The sequence below is a fragment of the Pseudoalteromonas sp. Of7M-16 genome (assembly GCF_022347805.1).
GTDB lineage: Bacteria > Pseudomonadota > Gammaproteobacteria > Enterobacterales > Alteromonadaceae > Pseudoalteromonas > Pseudoalteromonas luteoviolacea_F.
This window is the reverse complement of record NZ_JAKRFY010000008.1, coordinates 157166-178466: the sequence shown is the minus strand read 5'-3', so window position 1 is coordinate 178466 and position 21301 is coordinate 157166. Positions and strand designations below refer to the sequence as shown.

General features: G+C 44.7%; 17 protein-coding genes. 3 read left to right on the top strand and 14 right to left on the bottom strand.

The features are described 5' to 3' along the window. Positions 1 to 45 precede the first annotated feature (45 nt). Entirely contained in the window at positions 46 to 1059 is a 1014-nt protein-coding gene (adhP, locus tag MHN81_RS10490) for an alcohol dehydrogenase AdhP (RefSeq protein ID WP_023397022.1), read from the bottom strand. Between the two features lie 297 nt (positions 1060 to 1356). Between adhP and MHN81_RS10485 the strand changes: the two genes are divergently transcribed. After that, positions 1357 to 2751, top strand: a complete 1395-nt coding sequence (locus tag MHN81_RS10485) for an MATE family efflux transporter (RefSeq protein ID WP_023397021.1) — start codon at positions 1357 to 1359, stop codon at positions 2749 to 2751. Between the two features lie 18 nt (positions 2752 to 2769). On the opposite strand, the gene MHN81_RS10480 is transcribed toward MHN81_RS10485, so the two are convergent. The 6 genes from MHN81_RS10480 to MHN81_RS10455 form a co-directional block, all read right to left on the bottom strand. Continuing rightward, positions 2770 to 4245 (bottom strand): HAMP domain-containing sensor histidine kinase, encoded by a 1476-nt coding sequence (locus tag MHN81_RS10480; RefSeq protein WP_239425689.1) that lies wholly within the window; start codon positions 4243 to 4245, stop codon positions 2770 to 2772. Beyond that, on the bottom strand, positions 4242 to 4973 hold the full coding sequence (locus tag MHN81_RS10475; protein WP_023397019.1) for a response regulator transcription factor: 732 nt from the start codon (positions 4971 to 4973) through the stop codon (positions 4242 to 4244). The genes MHN81_RS10480 and MHN81_RS10475 overlap by 4 nt, the downstream gene beginning before the upstream one ends. Before the next feature lie 74 nt (positions 4974 to 5047). Continuing rightward, entirely contained in the window at positions 5048 to 5818 is a 771-nt protein-coding gene (locus MHN81_RS10470; protein WP_239425688.1) for a spondin domain-containing protein, read from the bottom strand. Between the two features lie 10 nt (positions 5819 to 5828). Further along, on the bottom strand, positions 5829 to 6530 hold the full coding sequence (locus tag MHN81_RS10465; RefSeq protein WP_036974802.1) for a spondin domain-containing protein: 702 nt from the start codon (positions 6528 to 6530) through the stop codon (positions 5829 to 5831). 151 nt (positions 6531 to 6681) lie between these two features. Continuing rightward, positions 6682 to 8472, bottom strand: coding sequence for a thiamine pyrophosphate-binding protein (locus tag MHN81_RS10460; RefSeq protein ID WP_023397016.1), 1791 nt, complete (start codon positions 8470 to 8472; stop codon positions 6682 to 6684). Positions 8473 to 8544: 72 nt separating this feature from the next. Then, positions 8545 to 10506 (bottom strand): FAD-dependent L-amino acid oxidase, encoded by a 1962-nt coding sequence (locus MHN81_RS10455; protein WP_023397015.1) that lies wholly within the window; start codon positions 10504 to 10506, stop codon positions 8545 to 8547. Positions 10507 to 10892: 386 nt separating this feature from the next. Between MHN81_RS10455 and MHN81_RS10450 the strand changes: the two genes are divergently transcribed. Next, entirely contained in the window at positions 10893 to 12527 is a 1635-nt protein-coding gene (locus MHN81_RS10450; protein ID WP_023397014.1) for a winged helix-turn-helix domain-containing protein, read from the top strand. Here MHN81_RS10450 and MHN81_RS10445 read toward each other — a convergent pair. The 3 genes from MHN81_RS10445 to MHN81_RS10435 all read right to left on the bottom strand — a co-directional run bounded on the left by MHN81_RS10445 (position 12524) and on the right by MHN81_RS10435 (position 17852). Beyond that, on the bottom strand, positions 12524 to 13450 hold the full coding sequence (locus tag MHN81_RS10445; RefSeq protein WP_023397013.1) for a glycoside hydrolase family 16 protein: 927 nt from the start codon (positions 13448 to 13450) through the stop codon (positions 12524 to 12526). The two genes, MHN81_RS10450 and MHN81_RS10445, sit on opposite strands and share 4 nt — an antisense overlap. Positions 13451 to 13633: 183 nt before the next feature. Then, positions 13634 to 14719, bottom strand: a complete 1086-nt coding sequence (locus MHN81_RS10440; RefSeq protein ID WP_023397012.1) for an efflux RND transporter periplasmic adaptor subunit — start codon at positions 14717 to 14719, stop codon at positions 13634 to 13636. 10 nt (positions 14720 to 14729) lie between these two features. Then, positions 14730 to 17852: an efflux RND transporter permease subunit gene (locus MHN81_RS10435; RefSeq protein WP_036974800.1), complete on the bottom strand. Its 3123-nt coding sequence runs from the start codon at positions 17850 to 17852 to the stop codon at positions 14730 to 14732. A 562-nt stretch (positions 17853 to 18414) separates the two neighbouring features. Between MHN81_RS10435 and MHN81_RS10430 the strand changes: the two genes are divergently transcribed. Further along, entirely contained in the window at positions 18415 to 18873 is a 459-nt protein-coding gene (locus tag MHN81_RS10430; RefSeq protein WP_023397010.1) for a hypothetical protein, read from the top strand. Between the two features lie 40 nt (positions 18874 to 18913). On the opposite strand, the gene MHN81_RS10425 is transcribed toward MHN81_RS10430, so the two are convergent. The 4 genes from MHN81_RS10425 to MHN81_RS10410 form a co-directional block, all read right to left on the bottom strand. Then, the gene (locus MHN81_RS10425; RefSeq protein ID WP_023397009.1) at positions 18914 to 19708 is read right to left on the bottom strand and encodes an NPP1 family protein; all 795 of its coding nucleotides are present in this window, start codon (positions 19706 to 19708) and stop codon (positions 18914 to 18916) included. A 121-nt stretch (positions 19709 to 19829) separates the two neighbouring features. Next, a complete protein-coding gene (gene rsmS, locus MHN81_RS10420) occupies positions 19830 to 20003 on the bottom strand; it encodes a pleiotropic regulatory protein RsmS (RefSeq protein ID WP_239425687.1) in 174 nt (57 codons plus the stop codon). Then, the gene (locus MHN81_RS10415) at positions 20000 to 20272 is read right to left on the bottom strand and encodes a late competence development ComFB family protein (protein WP_023397007.1); all 273 of its coding nucleotides are present in this window, start codon (positions 20270 to 20272) and stop codon (positions 20000 to 20002) included. The genes rsmS and MHN81_RS10415 overlap by 4 nt, the downstream gene beginning before the upstream one ends. Before the next feature lie 117 nt (positions 20273 to 20389). Continuing rightward, positions 20390 to 21301 carry a histone deacetylase gene (locus tag MHN81_RS10410; protein WP_239425686.1) on the bottom strand — a complete coding sequence of 304 codons (912 nt, stop codon included), beginning with the start codon at positions 21299 to 21301 and terminating at the stop codon, positions 20390 to 20392.

Here is a 21301-nt window from a genome sequence, read left to right as displayed (position 1 = left end):
GCTGCCAGTGCAGCCTAACAAGTTGGGATGAGGGAGTGTATAAAATCAGTCCATGGTTAATACAATGCGGCCTTGGATATCATTGTCTTGCATTTGTGCAAACACCTGATTGATATTGGCCAGAGGCTGCGTCGTCACGATGGCACGCACCTTACCTGCGGCTGCAAATTCTAAGCATTCAATCAAATCTTGACGGGTTCCTACTATACTGCCGATGACGCTAATTCCTTTTAACACAGTGTCAAATATCGGGATCGGCAAGGCATCATTTGGCAAGCCCACTAGAACACATTTGCCACCGCGTTTCACACTTTGATAGGCACTGTCAAAGGCTGCTTTGGAAGTCGCTGTGCAAATAACAGCTTGTACACCGCCGAATTGTGATTGGATTTGCTGCGCTGGATCTATAATTTGATAGTCAATGCAGTGATCTGCGCCTAGCTCTTTGGCCAATGCAAGCTTGCTATCACCACTGTCTACAGCGATCACATTTAGGCCCATGGCTTTTGCATACTGAATAGCTAAGTGCCCGAGACCACCCACACCGACAATAGACACCCATTGTCCAGGTTTTGCCTCGCTCACTTTGAGCGCCTTGTAGGTCGTAACTCCCGCACAGAACAACGGCGCAGTCTCAACGAAGTCTAAGTTGTCTGGAATTTTAACCACATAATTAGCATCAGCTAAGCAATATTCAGCGTAGCCACCATCTACAGAGTAGCCGCTATTTTGCTGACTGGGGCACAGGTTCTCATCACCTTGTAGGCAGTGTTCACAGTGGCCACATGCAGAGTGTAGCCAAGGGATCCCGACCTTATCTCCGACAGTTAAATGGACGACATCATCGGCTTTGCTTACTATGGTGCCGACGCCCTCATGACCAGGAATGAGTGGCATTTTTGGTTTGACTGGCCAGTCACCGTGGCATGCATGTAGATCAGTGTGGCACACGCCACATGCTGCTATTTTTACTAAAACAGTACCGGGTTTAATATTAGGCTGTGCGACAGTCTCAACGCACAGCGGTGCTTTAAATTCATGGGCAACAGCTGCTTTCATTGTCAATCCTTGTTGTCGTGGAGGTAATTGATTGTGTTTAAAAGCAGTGTAACGGGTTATTTGATGGCGCAATTGATCGGGCGCAATAAACCGCTGTATAATCGAGCCTCAAACTTGCGGCATCCTTTTCTCAACCGCTCGTTCAATAATATTAATAATAGCGCCACCATGGCAGTATCACTGGATCATCAACTGAACAAAATCGCATTGACTTCGTCTATAGATTGAAGACGTGATTTGTCTTGTGACAATATCTCGACTTAAACGTATGGATGCGCCAGTGAAATAGGGATAAAAATGAAAGATTTAACGCAAGGGCCTATCTATAAACACCTGATTTTTATGAGTATACCAATTATGGTTGGTATGTTTGTACAAACCCTCTACTTTTTAGTCGATTTATACTTTATTGGTCAATTAGGTGATGTGGCGTTAGCAGGGGTGAGCAGTGCAGGGACTTTGTTTTTCTTTGTGATGGCCTTAACGCAGGTGCTCAATGTCGGTGTGGGCACTTTGGTGTCTCATGCAGTTGGCAGAAAAGATCAGCAGCACGCTAACCTTATATTTAATCAAGGACTGTGTATTAGCATACTTTGTGTGTTCATACTGGCTATGCTCGGTGTGATTGCCGGGCCCGTATTTTTCTCCAATATGGCCCCGGATGCGGCAACATATGAGGCTGGACTCAGTTACTTTTATTGGTTTTTACCGACCCTGTTGCTGCAATTTCCGATGACAGTGATTGTTGCTGCGCTGCGTGGTGCTGGGGTTGTGAAGCAGCCTATGATGATCAGTATGCTCGCGGTGGTTATCAATATCGTGTTGTCTCCAATGCTTATTACTGGTTGGGGATTTGGTCTTGAGATGGGCGTTGCGGGTGCAGCTTTGGCGAGCTCATTGGCTACCGCGCTCGGACTGCTGGCATTGTGCTGGTATTTTCATTTTAAAGAGAGTTACCTGCACTTTTCTATCAATAAATGTATGCCAAAAGCAATAGAGATAAAAGGCATTATTGGGCTTGGGTTGCCTGCTGGTGGAGAGTTTTTGTTATCGTTTGCGTATATGTCGATTATCTATTGGGTACTTCGAGAATTCGATGCCTCAGCGCAAGCAGGTTTTGGCGTCGGTGTGCGTGTAATGCAAGCTTTGTTTCTACCTGTCATGGCGGTTGCCTTTGCTGCGCCTGCCGTTGCTGGCCAAAACTTTGCGGCGGGAAATACGCAGCGAGTTTATCAAACCTACCATCAAACTGCTCTGCTGACTTGTGGGTGTATGTTGGTTTTGAACTTGGTATGTTGGCTTTACGCAGAATATTTCTTGGCACCATTTTCAAATGATCAGAACGTGATTCTCGTAGCAACGATATTTTTAAGTTATGTATGCTTCAACTTTATACCTGCTGGATATGTGTTTGCAGCATCAGGTATGTTCCAAGCTTTAGGTAATACTTGGCCAGCTCTGATGAGCACAGCAACCAGACTTGGATTGTTTGCATTACCGGTGATTTGGTTGTCAATGCAGCCAGACTTTAATATCGAAGTGATTTGGGTATTTTCAGTGGCAACCGTGTATGTACAAGCTTTGGTGAGTTTTATCTTGTTAAGAAAAGAGCTACGTAAAAAGTTATCGGGCGCTTTTGCGCCAACAGAGACAGACCTTGAAGGCGAACCGCAACAGCCAAGCAATGCTTGATTGTTGCGGCGAGTGATTTTATTGTGAAGTGTCGGCACTTCTTATTTGAAATACAAACTCACTGCCTTGACCTAGTCGGCTGTTGACTTTGATTTCGGATTTGATCAGCTCTATCAGCCTTGCGGTGATGGCCAGCCCTAAGCCTGCATGAGATTTCTTGCACCCTCTGGTATTGCTTGCTTGATACCTTGCCTCAAAAATATAGGGCAATTCTTTGGGGCTGATCCCTACGCCTGTATCTTGCACCGCAATGCTATATGATTTATCCGTGGCGCAAATAGAGATGCAAATATTGCCTTTGGCAGGCGTATGACGCAACGCGTTTTCTATCAGGTTGCTGAGTATGCGCTCGAGTTTTGCGATATCTGAGTACACAGTATAGTCACAATTGGCGGGGTAAACGTTCAATGAAATATCCGCTTTTTGGGCTTTTAATGCGAACTTAGCCAGTATGTCGTAGATTAACTCCCCCAAATTAAATACTTCAAAGCTGACATTGGATTGCCCTGATTCTAAATGGGCGAGCTCAAATATTTGGTCGATTAGACTTTTTAGTTGGTTGCAGTTTTTCAGTGCGATAGCGAGATACTCCTGTTCGTTAATTCCTTTGGGCGGCTGCTTTTCAATAAGCTCTAAATAGCCTTGCAATGACGCAAGCGGAGTACGCAAGTCGTGTGATAGGTGAGCGAGTAATTTTCGGCGTTGCTCGTCAATGGCGGTTAACTGGGACATTTGCTGGTTAATCGTCTCTAGCATACTGTTGACGCTTTGGCCGACTAGGTGGATCTCATTGTGTTTAGACGGCCAAGTGATTTTATCGACGGACTGAATGTCGAAGTCATTTTGTTCTACAGTTTGAATAAATTGGCTAAGTCGTTTTAAAGGTCGGGTCATAGTCCTAAATAGCAAGAGCAAAATCGCAAATAAAAATACCGCCATGGCAATTAACCAAGCAGTACTTTGGGCCAGTTGTTCCGAGCTTTTAATTTGCGCACTGATGGAGTCTGCAATGGAAGAGCCGATTATCACATACAGGTAGCCTTGCAATGTATCTTCGTTATACACAGGTGAAACGGAGAATATTTTGTTTTGTTCAACTGAGCGAGGATCTTCTCCATAGACGGGGAGTTTATCTGGTTCATTGATCAGTTGAATAAGCGGCCTTAAATCAATTGATTGCCTTTTTACTTCACCGGGTTTTGCAGAGTAGGTGAGGAGTTTGCCACTCGGATCTACAAAATAAAATTCAAATGCGGGCCCTAATACCATGAGGGTATGGAATAAGTTTTCCAATGCTTTGTAATCGTATACCCCCTGTTTGAGCAGTGGGTTGTCTTGCGCTAGGTGCTCAGCCAATCCTAAATGCAACTGCTGCTCTGCTTGAGAGCGCGAAATGGAAGACAGGTTTTGTGTCCAAAACACAAACGCAGATGCGGTGAGCATAAATACGCCAGTGATGGTCAAAGCGAGCCTGTGATAAAGTGAAAAGGTCATAACCGTTCCTGTTGCAAAGGCTTGGAGTTAAGCTTATATCCAACTCCCCAAACGGTTTCGATGATCGCTTGGTCAGTGAGCTTTTCAAGTTTGGTTCGAATACGGTTTATGTGTGAATTTACAGTATGTTCGTAACCTAAATGATCATAGCCCCAGACTGATTCAAGTAACTGTGCGCGAGAGAAAACTTGATTTGGGTGTTTGGCAAAAAATAGCATTAGCTCAAATTCGGTCGCCGTTAGGTCTAATTGCTTCTGATGTAATGAAACCTCGTGACAGTGTGGGTCCACTTGCAAATCTCCGAGCGTAATAGGCATCGATTTACTAGAAGGCATGTCATTGCTCTGTTGTGCTTCCAATAATTTGATATGTCTAAGTTGTGCTTTAATCCGCGCTTGAAATTCTCGATAACTACAGGGTTTACAGATGTAGTCATCCGCGCCCATTTCTAAACCGATGATGCGATCCATTTCACTACTTTTAGAAGTCAGCATAATAACGCTGATTTTTGGGTGTAGGGTTTTAATTTCGCGGCATAAAGTTAACCCATCGACTTGTGGCAGCATGATATCTAATAACACAATCGCGTAACTTTGATTAGATAGCTGAGACATAACACCTTCTCCGGTTGCAAGGTGATCAACTTCAAGGTCAAGTTCGTTCAAATGAACTTGAAGTAAACGAGCAATGTCTAAATCGTCTTCGACAATAAGCACACGCTGATGCATAGACTAACCTCCTGCTTGTGTAAAATCACAAGCAAACTCGCCCCGGCTACTCGAATACCGGGGCGAGTAGGAGGCTACTTCATTCTCATTATGGTTACTGACATCAGAGGGTTGTCAAACTTGTGGGCACTTGTTAACACAGAGTTTGTTAGGCCATCGTCTTGGCCGACAACACCGGGATGCATAGCAACCTTGTTCAGTGCTTCTCGTTCGGCATTAAACCCTTCTCCGCCATCGGCAGGTCCAGGTATTGTGCCACTGACCTCTGAATTGGCTTCAGTGCCAGCGTCATAAGCATAGGTGACTAACGAAAGTTCTTCACCCACAGCCATAGAAGACACATCTAGGGCATTAAGACCGGTAAAACCGTCATTTGTATTCACCATCATGGTAAATAATGACAATTTTTGTTCATCAAGTGATGATTGGCTTAACATGAGCTCTGCTTTTGCTCCCGGCAGTAAAACCCCTTCTCCTGAGACTTTACCTTGCACTACGCCTAAGGCTAAAAGGTCGCTGTTGTCACCACTTTCAGCCATCTTCTCAAGTGCTTCACTCGCAGGTTGACCAATTTCCCAAAGTTGTCCTTCTTTATGTAACACCACCCCAACAGGTGATAAAGGCTGCGCATAGGTCATATTTGTGACCGTCACTTTTAACATCGCCTCGCTAGGCTCTGGGTCTGGTGTCGGATCAGGAGTTGGATCAGGCGTTGGGTCTGGTGTTGGATCCGGAGTCGGTGCTGGTGCAGGTGTCTCTACAATTGGGGCCGGATCATCGTCATTATCGCTACACGCCACTAAAGTAAGGCAAGCAATTGGTATAATTAATTTAGACAGTTTCATAGTGGTCACCTTATTTAACTGTGATAGTTACTTTAGCAACCGGGTTTAACCAGCGATGAACTGTGTTGTGTAAATCGCTTTTACCGCCTGAAGCATCATCGTCGCCTAAGTTACCACGGTGAATGTGGATCATCTCATTCGCTTCGTCTTCGGTTACGCCAGTGCCTTGAGTACCAGGCGCTGCACCTGGCGATGCAGGAATACCGAGTACACCTGGTGCGCCTGAGCCATCTACCACAAGTTCATTGTTTGCTTCAGTGCCAGCATCATAAGCATTTAGGTACACATGATAGGTGCCAGCTTCAGAGGGGATCTGCCAACTATTAAGACCAATAAAGCCGTCATTAGTGGGTAGCATCATAGCGACGATAGACAGTTTGTCATTTCCGTCGCTGGTTTCGAGGTCTGCCATTGTGCTGGTCACAGGGGCTAATAGGCCTTCTGCCGGGTTGCTGACTGTGTTTGCATTGATGCCCGTTAAAATGGTGTTGAGGCCATCTAAGCTACCACCTTCGGCCATCGCCTGAAGCGCATCGGAAGCCTTTTCCCCAGTTTTAAATAGCATCGCATCGCCGGTATGTGCACTAATGAGTATCGGGGTGAAGTATATCCCTTGAGTTAGGTTTGTGACCTTAACTTCAAGAGAAGCTGCATGTGCTGCGCCTGAGCTAAGAAGTGTGCCTGCGATGAGTGATAGAATACGTGTTTTCATAATTGGCTCTTGTTGATTGTAATTGACATCAATAAGCATGCAGGGCAATTATTGCGAAAGCCTCTCTCAATTATCACAAATTTATCACAGCAAGATCATTTTTTAATATTGAGTGAAAAAGACAGAACCAGCCCGCAGGCTGGTTTGGGGATTAGAACTTGTTGGCTGGTGGCCATTGCGGGTTACTGATCTCATCTTCACCTACAGCTGTTGGCGCTTCAGCGGTAATGGTTGAGGGCGTATCTTCTTTTGGAATACATACTTCAACAACATAGTTGATACTGTCGTTTTGGCGGATCTCTTCCAACGCCCCTAAAAGTTGCTCGACACTCGTTACTTTAATACCTTTTCCGCCAAATGCGTCGGGCAATTTAGCAATTTGCCAAGAAGGGAGATCGTTATAGCTATACACTTGGTTGAGAAGTTTGTCTTGATAATCCACTGGTGGTTTGCGAAATGGATTGGGGTTTACCAAATATTGTTCAATGCCGTAAATGCCATTTGCCAATACAAAAACCACGGTATTTTGCCCATAAGCATGTTGATCGGCTACTGCTTGGCAAGTTTCGTGAAATGCGCCGTCACCGACAACAACAACTGAGCGCTTATCTGGGTATGCGCATTTTACCCCAGTGCCCGCAGGCACGGAGTAACCGATTGAGAGCCAAGCTGCTTGTGCCACAAAGCCGCCGCGAGCAGGGATTTTAACACGTTGAGCACCAATTAATGGGAATCCTGCGTCGACAATTAGCACGTCATCTTCAGCCAGCCAACTGCTAATGGCCGCGAAGAAGCTGTCATAGCCGAGTTGATTATCGGTATTTGGAAAGCTGCAAACAGGGTTTACTTTACGCAGCCCAGTTAGCTGTGCAGGGGCATGCTTTGCCAACGCTTCAAATGCTTCGGTTAGATACAGCAAGTAATCTTTGAGCATGACGGAGGGATAAAAATCGGCGCCCACATAAACACCTTTATGCGCGGATAATACGGTATTGCTACTACGGATATCTTGGTTCCCGGTATCTTTGCCTGTCGTCCATGCGCCCAATCCAACGAGGACACCATCTTCACCAACTAGATCTTGTACTTCTGATGGTGTAAGTGTGACACACCCTTCAAACCACGGGTGTGTTTCTGCGATAACTGATTTACTCAGTGCAGAGGTTACGAAGTGGATCTGACCATCAGGCATTGTATGGTGGCGGTTAATGACCTCTAGCAAGTTTAAGAATTCATCTTGGAGGCCAAAGCGTTGCAATTCGATCCCTGCCCAAAATATGCTTTTTGGTTTTGAAAGCATAAGTTGCAAGGTTGCCTCAGCTGCTTGTTTGGCACAGCTGACAGTGAGAGTGTCATTTTGCCGCTCCCTGATCCGTCCTTGCGGCCTTTGACATGGGCTACGCCAAATATCTTCAGTCACTTCAAAGTAAATAGGACGTTGTTCACTGAGCAAAGCGGTCAAAGCTGAATCGATTTGAAATGGGGCCTGAAGCGCGTTATTAACTCGCTCTGCTGCTACGGTGACAGGGCGGAACATATGAATATCGACAAATTCGTAGCCAGTAGTATGGGAGTACAGCAAACCAGCACATTTTGATATCTGATCTTCTTTATTGGTGGGAGCGCCATTGATTAATATAACAGGCACCTGTTCGACATAGGAACCAGCTATGGTATTGAGTAAGCTAAATGCCCCGACACTGTACGTCACGTATAGTGCACTTGGCCCTTTTAATCGTGCATAAGCATCGGCTGCAAAACCAGCACAGATTTCATTCGCATTGCCTTTAATTGTGATAGGTGATTGGCTGTCGGCCAAGATCGTATCGAGTAAACCCGCTGTGTAATTTCCGGCGACACCAAACATATGATCGACGCCGATCTCCTCAAGCCTATCTTTAAAGTAATCGGCAACTGTGTATTCTTTAAAATTTGTACTCATAAATATTTCTCTATTGTGTTCACAAAAAAAGCGGTTTAGCGTGTCGCCCAACCGCCACTTTGGTGTGCGCGCTTACTTGGTATCGAAGTAGCTGAGATCGACCCCAATGACACTTTCAATGTTTTGGTTGCGATCTATGGGTGCTTCACTGGCAGAGAAGTTAGATTCAATGTACTGGTTGATAAGTTTACTGGAGTTTTCTTCATAGATAGCCTTGATGGCATCAGATGCGGGAATATTCGTCGCCTCAAAATACACTTGGCTGAAAGGTTTTAAGCCAAACCCTTTTTCTAGTGCTAAATCTGTAGAGCGCAATGCGCCTTCAACCCAGCCTTGGTAATCAGAGAATGCTTCACCACAGGTATAAAGGTTAGGTAGGGGCTCACTGAGCGTTGCCATAACTTCTTTATCATTGGCGCCTACAGCCCATTGGTGCACCCCATAGCCAAATTGGCGGCTTGCTGGAATATCAAACTTAGTACTGCCTTCCCAAATTCGCGCACTTGTTAAAATGGGTGCAGGAACATAATGCGTGTTGAAAATTTCTTTAAAAAATTTGGTTGCTTGTGCAACAACAGCGGTTGAAGCAGGATAAATATCATCGGGCACTTCTTGAATGTAATGCGCTTGATCTGGGTGATGATAGGTCTCACCAATGTTCTGTAAGTTACTCCAGAAGTTAATGTTCAAATAATCGCAGTATATTGTTAACGCAGCTGGACGCTCGTACTTATCATTGCCAATGCGATCTAGTTTTGCCTCTATGTCTTTGGATGGGGTTGTTGTACGTTCTTGATACATAAGTGCTGCGGCCAATTCATCATTGACAGCATAAAATGGGTATACTGATCCGGTTGGCAAGTCCGCAAAGTTTGGACCAAATTCAACCGCAGGTCTGCCAGTGGTGCCGCGGCCCCACCAAGCCGAGTCATAATAGAGGTTAATCTTCAAAAGAGGCTGATTGCTGGCCGTTTGTAAAGTATTCCAAAGTTGCTCTGAATGTGCTTTATCCAGTTGATTGAACGCATTTGAGCGAACAAAGAGCTTTTCTAGCGCAAGCCTGGGCAAGCCTAGAATAACTTTTTCAGCTTGCACAGTACCTTGATGAATTCGACCATGTTCGTCTTTATGAGTGTAATGTAAGCTATAAAGCCCTGACTCTTCGGCGTAATCTATCTCATCGATATTGGTTTGCAAGTGGATATTGTCGGTGCCGACCTCTTCAACCAGTGTATTGGGCAGCGTGCTGAACCCATCTTTAAAGGTTTTGAATTGCACGTTGGCTGGAAAGTCTTCCAATAATTGATAGGCAACACCTGCGTTCATTTGTGACAAAAAAGTACCGTTAAAGCCAAGTACCCGATACAGCATGTTGATGCACTCTTGTGAGTATCCCATATCTGTATACAGATCCCACAATGTCCATTCATTGAGGCTTTGCCCTTGCCACTGGCACTCGAGTCTAAATGCTTGCCAAAATTCAGGGCCTCGCACTTCTGGGCGTTGCTGAAACTGAGGGTTTGCTTCTAAGATGCGGTTAAATACGACATTCACAATGTCTTTTGGGTTAACACCTTGCTCAGACTGGTCCAAATTGTATAAATGTGACCAAATAGCATAATTATCCTGCTGTGCATCCGATACGCTAAAGCTTTCTCCACGGAAAAACAAACGATTATTTCCGCCGCTATTCATTGGAAAGGGCACAATGTCGTTTTGCAAGTTAAGCTTTAAAAAGAGTGCCATTAAGTCGTCCATACCATCAAACAAAAAGCGCATGCCGCCTTGTTCTTCTTTTACTGTGATGGTTTTAGGTTCGCTTGAACGGAGGTTGTTAAATTTAATTAGATCTGAATCTAAACGGCCGCCAGTTCTGTTTGACCGCTCAAAGATAGCGAGGTCTTGACATTGCGCTTCTTGCTGTAAACGCCATGCACTATAAAGTCCTGACATACCTGCGCCGACAATGGCGACTTTTACTTTAGACGGGAGAGGTTTATCCGTTATCTCTTTGCCAAACGTGAAATGTGTCATAGTTTTTCCTTAGCCTCAATGGTTAAGTCTACTTTGGCAGACGACTACTCCTATAAAACGACTACTGCGACTGTGCTGCAAAAGCAGATGATTAAATCTGCGATATACATCAAACCTTGCTGGTATTTGTACAAGTTCGCAAAGGCACCTTGGCACGGTTGTTCAAGATGCATTTGAACGAATTCAATTAAATGTAGCACAAAGGTTAAATTTGTGGGTTTGAACTGAGCGGCAAACGGTTTTTACAACTAACTTGAAGCACATCAATTAAATTGCCTCTGAAGATTATCTTATGATGCTTGAGTGCAATAAGGCATTGAGGCAAACTATATGTAAAACATATGGTTATAATTCACAGCTGTGAAACCAATTTAATGGTGTGAGTGATGCGTTTTAAAGTTGATAACAAGGAAGTCGATCTTATCCGCGGTGTTGTTGTTTGTACATTGGACACGCAGCAAAATCCCGTTGATATACGTGCCAAGACATTGCAAGTTTTAACCTTGTTAGTTGAAAACTCAGACCGTGTTGTGACCAAGCAAGAACTGTTGGAGCAAATATGGCGTGACCTAGTTGTTCAAGAGCAGGTACTTGTACAATCTATCAAGGAAATCCGGGATTTACTCGGGGCCAATACGATAAAAACGTTCCCTAAAAAAGGTTACCGCTGGGTAGCGGACATAGAGTTGGTGCAAAAGACCGGTCAACCACAACGCTACTTGGCGGCTAGATTTCTCGCATTAGGCTTTTTGGCTTTTATCCTGCTATTGGGACTGAGCTACATTGTATTCGTTAAACAGAATACAGCTCAATTGCCAACCATTGCCTTTTTGCCTGTCGAAAATCATATGCCAGATAAGCTGCATGAGTGGGTGCCTATTAAAGGGATGGATCAATTAACGCATGCACTTGCAAAACAAACCGATTTACCTGTCAGCAATACCGACAATGTACTACTCGCAATAGAGCACCTCCAGCAGCGAGATATAAAAGAAAACCAGTCAATCGCACAATTTGTGTTTAAGCTTCAACAAAAATTAGACGCTCAATTGATAGTGCAGACGCGCCTGACAGGTTACCCTCAAGATCTGCAATTACACTATACATTGCATGCACAGCAAGGGCCCGAGCAAGGGGTTATTCTCTCGCAAAGTGTCGACGATGCTTTCAATCAGCTTATTTCTGCACTGGCACAGAGGTTTGGTCAACGCGAGAGAATGAGTGATCAGAGCTACTACAGTGCTTTTAGCAATCAAGCATTTGCCAAGGGAGTAAATGCTTACTTGCAACGAGATTTTGATGCGGCTATCACGCTGTTTCGTGGGGCGCTCGTTGAAGAGCCAAACATGCTTGCGGCAAGACGATATCTGGCCGGCAGCTTAGCCAATACGTATCAATTAGAGCAGGCAATTGTGTTATTGCAAGGGAGTTTAAAATTGGACGACCTGTCGATGGGCCAAAAAGAACACTTGCGGGCAAACTTGATGATAGGGTATCTGCTGATCCATTGGCCCAGCGGTGCAGATAGGCAGCAAGAGTTAGACATGGCAGAGCGATATATCGCCAATGCTAAAGGGTTAGCACAATCGAGCCAAGACAAGCTTTTTATTGCCTATTCTTATGAAGAATTGGGTAAAATCAAACGATTACAAGGCCATTATAGCGAGGCGACTCGCTGGTTATTGGCTGCGCTTGAGTATCATCAGAGTTTTCATGGCCAATATGGACAAACTGCTGCCTTAATCGAGTTGGCAAAAATCGCCATTGCACAACAGGAGATCAGTGAAGCCAAGCACTATTTCGCCAAAGCAAAGCGCGTCGCTGATGAAAGCAACGCTCACCCAAATCAAATTTGGGTGTTGCTTGCTCAAGCGGATATGCATCGTGATTTAGGGGATAAAACACGGGCTAACACTTTGGCACAACAGGCCCTTGATATTGCACATCTTGCAGATAGCCCTCACCTTATCGCGCGGGTGCAGGCATGGTTTGCACAAGTGCCTATTCATACAGTGAATTAGAGACTGCAGTAGTCGGCTTGCTTTGGAACCCAGTCAGGAACAGTATCTCGTTGAGCTACATTGCTCTTTCTTAACTGCTCAACGGCTTTGACAACAGTGCTCGGTTCCACGACTTCATTTTTGACGAAATAGACCCAGTCTACATCCTGATAATATTGGCGCATTTCAGTAGACTGAACAAGCTTATTTGGGTCAAACCATTGATTGAAGTTGATTGACATAGGGACTTCTGGGTAGACATCAGCACCGTGTTGGGCAAATAGATAGCCGTTTACATAGTACTTCAGAGTATTGTCAGCAACTTGGAGTACTAAGGTATTCCAACCTTGCAGGGACTCAATGTGATAATCATATGCGTTGACTTTGGTCCACGGCGTCAGCTGAAAAGTTTCCCAAGAAGTGGCAAATAGCGCGAGCCGCTCCGTACCCCAACCACCATTAGGTAAATACTCGAAATCCATTTCACTGTAGTTTTTGTCCATTGGCGCTTTGAGCGGGCTGATGGCATAAAATGTTTGTATTACTGCGTCACCATCTGGGCCATATTGTGGTGCATCGTTAAAATAAACACGTGCAGCGTAGGTGCCTTCTTTGAATTTGCGGCTGTGACACACTTGGGTGTGGCGAGTATTTTGAGCCGATCCATCAGTTTTTGAAGTGATGCGCATCACTGTATTGTTGTGGTTGATGGGATCGGGGTGAAAGGTGACGCCCTCTCGCCACCAAGTCGCATTTTTAATACCTGGATGACCGACTTCGTCTCTAATTTGCCAACCATTTTTTTCTGCTTCAGAGAACTGGCTGTAACTAAAGTCATCAAACATGATTTGTGGGGACTTGGCATTGGCAGTTGCACAGATACCAATTGTGCCTGCTACCAATAAGCACACTTGAGTTTTTATTAGAATTTTATTTATCAGCATGTGTAATTACTCCATTGTTTAGGACGTGGAGTAGCTTGTTTTAGGTTGCTAAAAAGCGCTAATTAAACTTGCTTAAATATTGGGTTTTTGTTTATTAAAATATATTAAATCATTGATAACTAATCATATAAAAATGAGTCATACTCATCCATAAGCTGACTCATTGGGCTAGTATTTGGTTGCTTAGTTGCTGGCTTGTACCTCAACCTCTTGTCCATCGGTTAGGCGCTCAGCGCCTCGTACCGCAATCCGATCACCAACAAGCAATTGGCGCTCATCATCTGAAGGTGTGATCTCGACCAACTTACCTTCGCCTTTTCCGACTGTGACAGGTATTTGCTGAACGGTATTATCTTGCGAAACTTTGACGATATGGATCCCTGTTTGGCGAATAATTAAAGCGTCTCTGTTAATCAACATGACTGGTTTTTTTGACTGTAGTGGCACCGTGACGTCTACCAACTGTCCTACCGCAAAGGTATGTTGATCTGCTACGAGTTTGGCCCGCACCTCCACCGTTTGAGAGCGAGGATCCGTGGCAGGAATAACACTAGTAATGGTTGCTGTGCTTATAGTCGGATTGTCCAAATCTCCACTTTGTATGGGCAAAGAGATACCCGGTTTTAAGTAGTGTAAATATTTGACTGGCACATACAACCTAGTCTCTAGGTTGTGGATATCAACAAAGTTGAGTAATTCACTAGCGCGGCTCACTTCTCTGCCTGCACGCTTGAATCGCTCACTGACGACACCGGTAAAAGGTGCACGAATGGTCGCTCTGGTGAGTTGATCTGCTATTACGCGTAATTCAATTTCCGCCAGCGCGATATCAGACAAAGCTAAATCATGTTGGTTTTGAACACTATCAACTTGTGTTGCCGCTGCACTGTTGGTTTTAGCCAGTTTTTTCAACCGGCTGAGTTCTTGTTTGTGAAACCTGAGGTTTACTTTGGCGCGGTTTAACATTTCTTGCTGACGTGCTTGCTCCAGCTCGAGGGGGAGTGTATCCATACGGACCAGTATCTCTCCCTCTTGCACCTGTTGACCCGGCTCTGCAACAAACAGCAGTCTGCCGGCCAATCCGGCTGTCAGTACGACATCTTGCTTGCCATACAGGGTGCCGTTGACGGCCAAAGAGCTCGTTAATGGCGCTTGCGTAACGGACTCTACGGCAATTGGCAGTGCGGCGGCACTGATTGAACTATACATGAGCGTGCTGCATGCCAAGGCCAATGAGAAAAATTTAACTGTGAAAGGTGTTTTACGCATTGTTACTTCCTTATTGGTTTGACACGAGGTTGAGTGAGGGTTTGCGTTCGCTATTTTGCTCTGGGCGCGAGTATTTTCCTTTGCCCAACTGTAATAAGCTTGGCATGAGGATCAGCGTGAACAGGGCGCTTATCGCCATTCCGCCGACGATCACTGTGGCTAGACCGCGATAAATTTCCGCACCTACACCAGGTACTAATGTCAGAGGCAACATACCGAACAGACTGGTTAACGTACTCAGGTAGACCGGCCTTGCTCGCAGCAGGACAGCTTGACGCACAGCATCTTGTCTAGGCAAACCTGTCGCTTCCGCGATGCGAGTCTGATCGACCAGCAAAATGGCATTATTCACGACCAAACCAAGCAAGATGATAAAGCCAATCATGGTCAGCAAGTCGAGCGATTGAAAAGTGAATAAGTTGAGAATATAGAGTGCTATCACACCACCGGCCGCTGCCAATGGCATAACCATGAGTACCAATAAGCTATCTTTGGCCGATTTAAACAGCGCACTCATCAATAAAAATAAAATAAATAGAGCCAGCACAAAGTTAATGGCCATCTCTTGAATGGCTGAGTTCATTTTTTGCGCATTGCCTGAAAGAATCACCCCTGCGGTTTCTGGCAGTACAGCTTTGACTTTAGGGATCACCTGTGTGCTTAAAATTTGCTGCGCTTGCTCCAAAGACATATCTGCTGGTGGCGTTACGACCACGCTAACCGTTCTACGACCATTGACACGGCGCAGCTGGCTAGGACCAACAGTACGCTCGACATGAGCCAACTCTCCGACCGTTTGTATACCGGCGTCTGGAGTGACTATAGGGAGTGATTTTAAGGCTTCTGGCGAATCCCAGCTCGAGGCGCGCAGAATGACGTTCATGCGGTCATTGCCGTTAAAGTATTCGTTGACGAATAGCCCGCCAGTGAATGCTTGTATTGCCTGAGATACGTCCTGGCGAGAGAGTCCAGATTGTGTGATACGACGGTCATTAGGGTGCAATCTCAATTCAGGCTCAGCCATATCTAAGCGTGGTTGTGGCTGTGCGGTTGCCTGTGGAATGGCCTCCTTGACTGCAGATAAAGCTGTTTTAGCACCACTGATAAGGTCATCCATATTTGGGCCGGTTATTTCGATGTCTATATTGCGGCCATCGCCCCCATTGGATACTTGGATCATAGAACCTCGGAATAGGAACACCTGTGTATCGGGCAGGTCCACAAGTATTTCCTCGCGAGTTACTTTCATCAACTCTTCAACCCGTTGAGGATCTGCGGAATAGATAAAGCCACCTGCGTTTGTGCCAAATAAGTAAAAATTGAAATCTTTTATACCCGGTTGTTTTTCCCCTGTGTAATGCGGCATTAAGCGCGCTTTAACGCGTTTTAGCAACTCTTCTTCCATATAGTTTATGTTTCCGCCAGGTGGTGTAACGAGCGAAAAGAAGAAGCCATCTGTAGGCGCTTGGGGCATAAAATCGGTTTTTGGCAACATGGTAAATGTGACCAGTAAGGAACTTCCCAATAGACCCACTATCCAGCCTGTTTGTTTGGCGCGCGAGTTGGTTAACTTCATAATAAAATTAGTGAGCTTATGCCAGTATGCTTGATAGGGATCTTGTTTTGCTTTTCTATCAGGCATGTAACGATTGGCGATTGGAATGATGGTTAACGCGCTGACAAGGGATGCAATAACGGCAATGGAAAGGGTTAGGGCTAAATCGGAAAACAGTTGGCCTTCAATTCCGGCCATAAATAAAATAGGTAAAAAGATAGCTACGCTGGTTGCTGTAGAGGCAAAGAGGGCGCCAGCTACCTGAGTTGCGCCCTTTAGGGCTGCCTTGCCATTTTCGAAGCCCTCCGATTTTAGCCGAGCTATATTTTCTTGTACTATGATTGCCGCATCGAGGACTAACCCTACAGCGAAAGCGAGTCCTGCCAAAGAGATAACATTGATGCTGCGATCAAATATATTGAGCGCCAAAAATGCGACCATTAATGATACTGGTATCGTGGCGGCAATAACCATGGTAGTTTTAAAACCGCGAAAGAATAGCCATAAAATGATACAAGACAATAGTACGCCCAAACCTAAGTTGCTTTTCACCAACAGTAGGGCGTTTCGAATGTGTACAGAAGCATCAAAGCTGAGCTCAATGCTTAAACCTGCTTCGCTTAAAGGGCCCGCGTTGAGTTCCTTGATGGCGAGGTTAATATCATCTAACAGTGCGACAGTATTGGCGTCGTTAACACGTGAAATACGGATATAGTAAGCGGGCTGTCCATTCCTACCACTCATGCCAAGCCGATCTGAGAAAGTCTCTTTTACGGTGGCAATATCGCCTAAATAAATGGGGCGATCATTGGAATATCCGACGCGCATTTGCAGCATATCTTGTAAGTCATATTGCCCTGTAAAACGCACTGTGTATTGTCTACGGCCAACATTGGCGAGTCCTGAAGATGTGTCTTGAGAGGCACGCAGCGTTTGCCTGATTTGATTGATGCTGATCCCCAGCGCTGCGGCCTTGTGTGGGTCAAATGTCACACGTAATTCACGGTCTCGTTCACTGGCAAGATCAACTCGGGAAACGCCCTGTATTTGCGACAGCCTAGGTTCAATGATCTCGTCTATTTGTTTTTGGTATTGCGCCATATCAAAGCTTAAACCTTGCTCACCGGCTTCGAGTGGTGTAACCAGCAAAGTAGCTGCGGCTGTACCACCGCCTCCACCAAAACCACCGCCAGCTGAAACGACAGGGTCTAAGGCATCCAGCGGCAGAGGAGGAGCTTGATTCAGGTTGGTTAAGACATCCAACATTGCCTGCTGCATATCGGTGCCAATGGCGAAAGTGAGCGAAATAAAACCGTTCCCGCGATTGATTACGGTATCAACTTCCAGTGCCCCTGGTGTATTTTTTACTGCGTTTTCTAGCGGCTCAATAATGACGGATTCTATTTCTTCGGGGGCAGCTTGTCGCCAGCCAGAAAAAATGGTGATTTGAGGTTGTTCTATATCTGGTGTAAGTTGAATTGGTAGTTTAAATATACTTAACAATCCAAACACCATGACTAAAGCCAGAATGACTATCACACTGGCTGGGTTTTTTAGGGAACTGCGCGTTAAATTCATCACAACATCCAAGTTTAACAGTACATGATGGAGTGTAACGATTGAGGGAAAAACTGCCAGTACCAAAAAATCAGCGGCTAACAAATGACACGATAAAAGGTACTTTTCTCGCGTTTGATTGCAATTTTGCAATAAGCTGTAACAATTTTTCATTGATTGAAACGTATTGCGTTGACACGCAATTTAAAAAGGTTATGGGCTTACTACCAAGCCGGTAAAGTTTAGGCCATACCTAGCGGATTGAATATGTGTGTTTGGGAAGTGGAAGCTCGTAGTGTATAAAAAAATTCATACTTAAAATGCATGTAGCTTATAAACTGACTTGAGATTGATGTAGGTTAAGAATATCACCATATTTCAAAGTTTATCTGTATATGTTTTGGACGCTGAATTAGAATCGCGTCATAAGTTTAGGGACGGCCTTTTGAGGTTTATTCATGCATGACTGAACGCATTGGGATGTGGATCTGGTTAATGCGAGATAACAGCTTTTCAAAGGGAGAAGTTTAAGGACAAACAGCCTAGCACCTGATGTTTTAATACAGTTAAAAGGAGTATCGTCATGTTTGTTGCCTTGAAATGGGACCATCAAATAGGGGCGCATTTTGTATCTTGGGTTGTCGTAGAGTGCTCTGCGGTAAGAGATAAATTTGGTTTGCCTCAAGCAGTACCGCCACGTCGAGATGTCGCATATTTTGTCAATCCACATACCGCAGAACAAGATGCAAAAGCATTTGCGGATCATAAAAACGGTGTGACCAGTGTGTCATATAAACCGGAATACTCACCCTATCTATCCGATCACCATGGCTTTGTGCATTATCAATGGGATCATACGTACCTTGAAGAATTGATAAAACATGCGGTGCTGTATTGGGAAGATGGTTTGCATATCAAAAAACAACCGTTTAGGGACGATATTGCATATTTTATTTGTCCATCAGAATCTGAATCGGATAGCCGTTTTTTCGCCCAATATAAATTAATGTTAGAAGGGCAGTGCTTGCTGCACAGTGCCTGAGGGTTGTTGAGTGAGGGTGGAGTGACCACCCTCAATTAATCTATTGTGTTAACAAAACATCTTGTGCTGAAAAGGTCGGGTAATGACTGGGCTTAAAGCGATTAATGTTGTTCAAAAATCGACTGTCCTTTACCGGCAAGGTTGCAGAGCCATAGTCATATTGATTGAGCTTATCACGCAGTGATTGGTTAGTTAGACCATCACCGCGCATATGGTACCAGCTGATGATAGGGGGTGTGACAAAGCGACCATAATCATTTTCTGCAATCTCATTACTTTTCGCAAATCTCAGTGCGTGAGTGAGTAGCCCATCTTTGTGATATACGATTTTTAAGTGTCCGTTTTCAAAAGGTAGCTGATCTTTTGGTTTGGTGAAAAGGTCACCGTGTGCACTATAACTCCCATGAGTGACCATACCATCAAGAGTCCATACGGCAGCATATTCCCAGTCATGACGGTGCCCGCCACCTAGATAGGGAATGATTTGGTCTTTCTTAAAATACAGTGCATAGAAATGCGCGCAGTAACGACCTATCTCAGTCTCTTTGCAGGCATACCTGTGTACAGTATTTGAAGTCGACAAAAATTGTCCGTCACGGCAACTTCCACCAAGTGCTCCTGATGTTTTTAGTCCAGAATTTTGTTGTCCAGTTCGGCTAATACCGGCGCTTGGCAAGCAGCCATCTGTGTCAAAATCAAATACTGGCTCGGTACCATTGATGATATAGCTAGGTGGTAACGCCGGATCTAAGGCCGCAAAGTCGTTTGCCATTGCGCTGTCGTTTAATACAGCGCAGCTTATAACTAATGCGCTAAATACAATCTTGTTGGTCATAAATTTCCTTGTTTTTAGAGATTAAAAGATTACTTATGTCACTAATCGTGACATGAAGAAAAATGCTTCGAGACTAAATACTAGGCAGTGATTATGACGGGTTGTATACTAAATGTTAAATTTAGTTTTTTTGTTCTAGTTCAGTATGTGCTTTTTTTAGGTAGTCTTGCTTTACAATTTCGAGCGCATCAAGCACTTGTTGAGGAGGAACTTGGTTTTGTTCTAATAACATAATTAAGTCAACGGCGAGTTTTACATGTTGCGGCGCTTGTTCAACCGAGGTGGGTTTATTCATTCTTTAAATTGTCTCTTTTTAGATACTTGCTCTATGGCAACTTCAATGGCGACTTCAACTCGTTCTTCCATTTGCTGTCGTTCAGATTGCGGCAGGTAAAACTCCATATCGACATCGTAACGGATATAACGGGCTGGTAACTGATTGAGGACGGTACAACAAAAGTCGGCCATTACGTTTTCGTCGTACTTTTCGTGCAGCTTGCGCTCCACAATTTGTTCGAGCATAACTTTCTCATAATAATTGTGCAAATCATCATGCAGTTTCATAGTGTTAACTCCTTCGTACTCCCCCTTCGTATCATTTAAAGTCTATATCATAATAGTTGAGTACGCGACTTACCAAGTCGGTTAAATTCGCCTTAAATAGAGTCGATGTTTAGGACATCAATTTTTGCATGATATATATGGGGATGCTGTTAAAGCATTAAAAAGTTGCTGATGGACAGTGACCAATTCATCTGTATTGCGTTGATAACCGCCGCCTAGTGCACACATTAGCGGGATCTGGTGTTCATAACAATAGTCCAAAATAAACGCTTCGCGGTTGAAAACGCCTTGCATTGAAATATTAAAATAACCGAGTTCATCTTTGTCAAAAATATCCGCTCCGGCATTGTATAAGATGATATCGGGCTGGTGCATACGCACGCACAAATCCATTGCTTGCTTGAGCGTGGTTAAATAGTCGCTATCTTGAGTTCCTGACGGCAGTGCAAAGTCATAGTCAGAGGATTCTTTTAGTCTTGGAAAGTTTTGTTCACAGTGTAGTGAACAGGTCACAATATTGGCCTGTGATTGCAGAATTGAGGCTGTACCGTCGCCTTGGTGCACATCGCAATCTAGGATCAACACAGAGTCGACTCGGCCTGTTTCAAGGAGTTCACAGGCGGCGATGGCTAAATCATTAAAAATACAAAATCCGCTGGCCTTGTCACCAAATGCGTGATGATAACCGCCCGCTAAATTGGCTGAAAAGCCATGTTGTAGAGCATGATTTGCCGCTGCGATGCTGGCTCCAACAGAGGTTAATGTGCGTTTAACGAGTTGTTTTGACCAGGGAAACCCCATACGTTTTATTTCGGTGCTTGTCATCGTGCCATGGCAAAATGCCTCGATATATTCTTGGCTATGGCAACGGCTTAGCTGCTGATGGGAAGCAGGCTGCGGTACAGGTTTAATATGAGACTCTAGCTCTGAATTAGCTAAGCGAGTTTTGAGTTTGTGGTATTTGCTGATAGGGAATCGGTGTCGAGATGGCAGTTCTAAGCTACTATAAATCGGGTCGTAAAACAGCAT

Bases quoted from the DNA above. Each gene is read 5' to 3' on its own strand.
- adhP (WP_023397022.1), bottom strand. From the start codon at position 1,059: ATGAAAGCAGCTGTTGCCCATGAATTTAAAGCACCGCTGTGCGTTGAG.
- MHN81_RS10485 (WP_023397021.1), top strand. From the start codon at position 1,357: ATGAAAGATTTAACGCAAGGGCCTATCTATAAACACCTGATTTTTATG.
- MHN81_RS10480 (WP_239425689.1), bottom strand. From the start codon at position 4,245: ATGACCTTTTCACTTTATCACAGGCTCGCTTTGACCATCACTGGCGTA.
- MHN81_RS10475 (WP_023397019.1), bottom strand. From the start codon at position 4,973: ATGCATCAGCGTGTGCTTATTGTCGAAGACGATTTAGACATTGCTCGT.
- MHN81_RS10470 (WP_239425688.1), bottom strand. From the start codon at position 5,818: ATGAAACTGTCTAAATTAATTATACCAATTGCTTGCCTTACTTTAGTG.
- MHN81_RS10465 (WP_036974802.1), bottom strand. From the start codon at position 6,530: ATGAAAACACGTATTCTATCACTCATCGCAGGCACACTTCTTAGCTCA.
- MHN81_RS10460 (WP_023397016.1), bottom strand. From the start codon at position 8,472: ATGAGTACAAATTTTAAAGAATACACAGTTGCCGATTACTTTAAAGAT.
- MHN81_RS10455 (WP_023397015.1), bottom strand. From the start codon at position 10,506: ATGACACATTTCACGTTTGGCAAAGAGATAACGGATAAACCTCTCCCG.
- MHN81_RS10450 (WP_023397014.1), top strand. From the start codon at position 10,893: ATGCGTTTTAAAGTTGATAACAAGGAAGTCGATCTTATCCGCGGTGTT.
- MHN81_RS10445 (WP_023397013.1), bottom strand. From the start codon at position 13,450: ATGCTGATAAATAAAATTCTAATAAAAACTCAAGTGTGCTTATTGGTA.
- MHN81_RS10440 (WP_023397012.1), bottom strand. From the start codon at position 14,719: ATGCGTAAAACACCTTTCACAGTTAAATTTTTCTCATTGGCCTTGGCA.
- MHN81_RS10435 (WP_036974800.1), bottom strand. From the start codon at position 17,852: ATGAATTTAACGCGCAGTTCCCTAAAAAACCCAGCCAGTGTGATAGTC.
- MHN81_RS10430 (WP_023397010.1), top strand. From the start codon at position 18,415: ATGTTTGTTGCCTTGAAATGGGACCATCAAATAGGGGCGCATTTTGTA.
- MHN81_RS10425 (WP_023397009.1), bottom strand. From the start codon at position 19,708: ATGACCAACAAGATTGTATTTAGCGCATTAGTTATAAGCTGCGCTGTA.
- rsmS (WP_239425687.1), bottom strand. From the start codon at position 20,003: ATGAATAAACCCACCTCGGTTGAACAAGCGCCGCAACATGTAAAACTC.
- MHN81_RS10415 (WP_023397007.1), bottom strand. From the start codon at position 20,272: ATGAAACTGCATGATGATTTGCACAATTATTATGAGAAAGTTATGCTC.
- MHN81_RS10410 (WP_239425686.1), bottom strand. From the start codon at position 21,301: ATGCTGTTTTACGACCCGATTTATAGTAGCTTAGAACTGCCATCTCGA.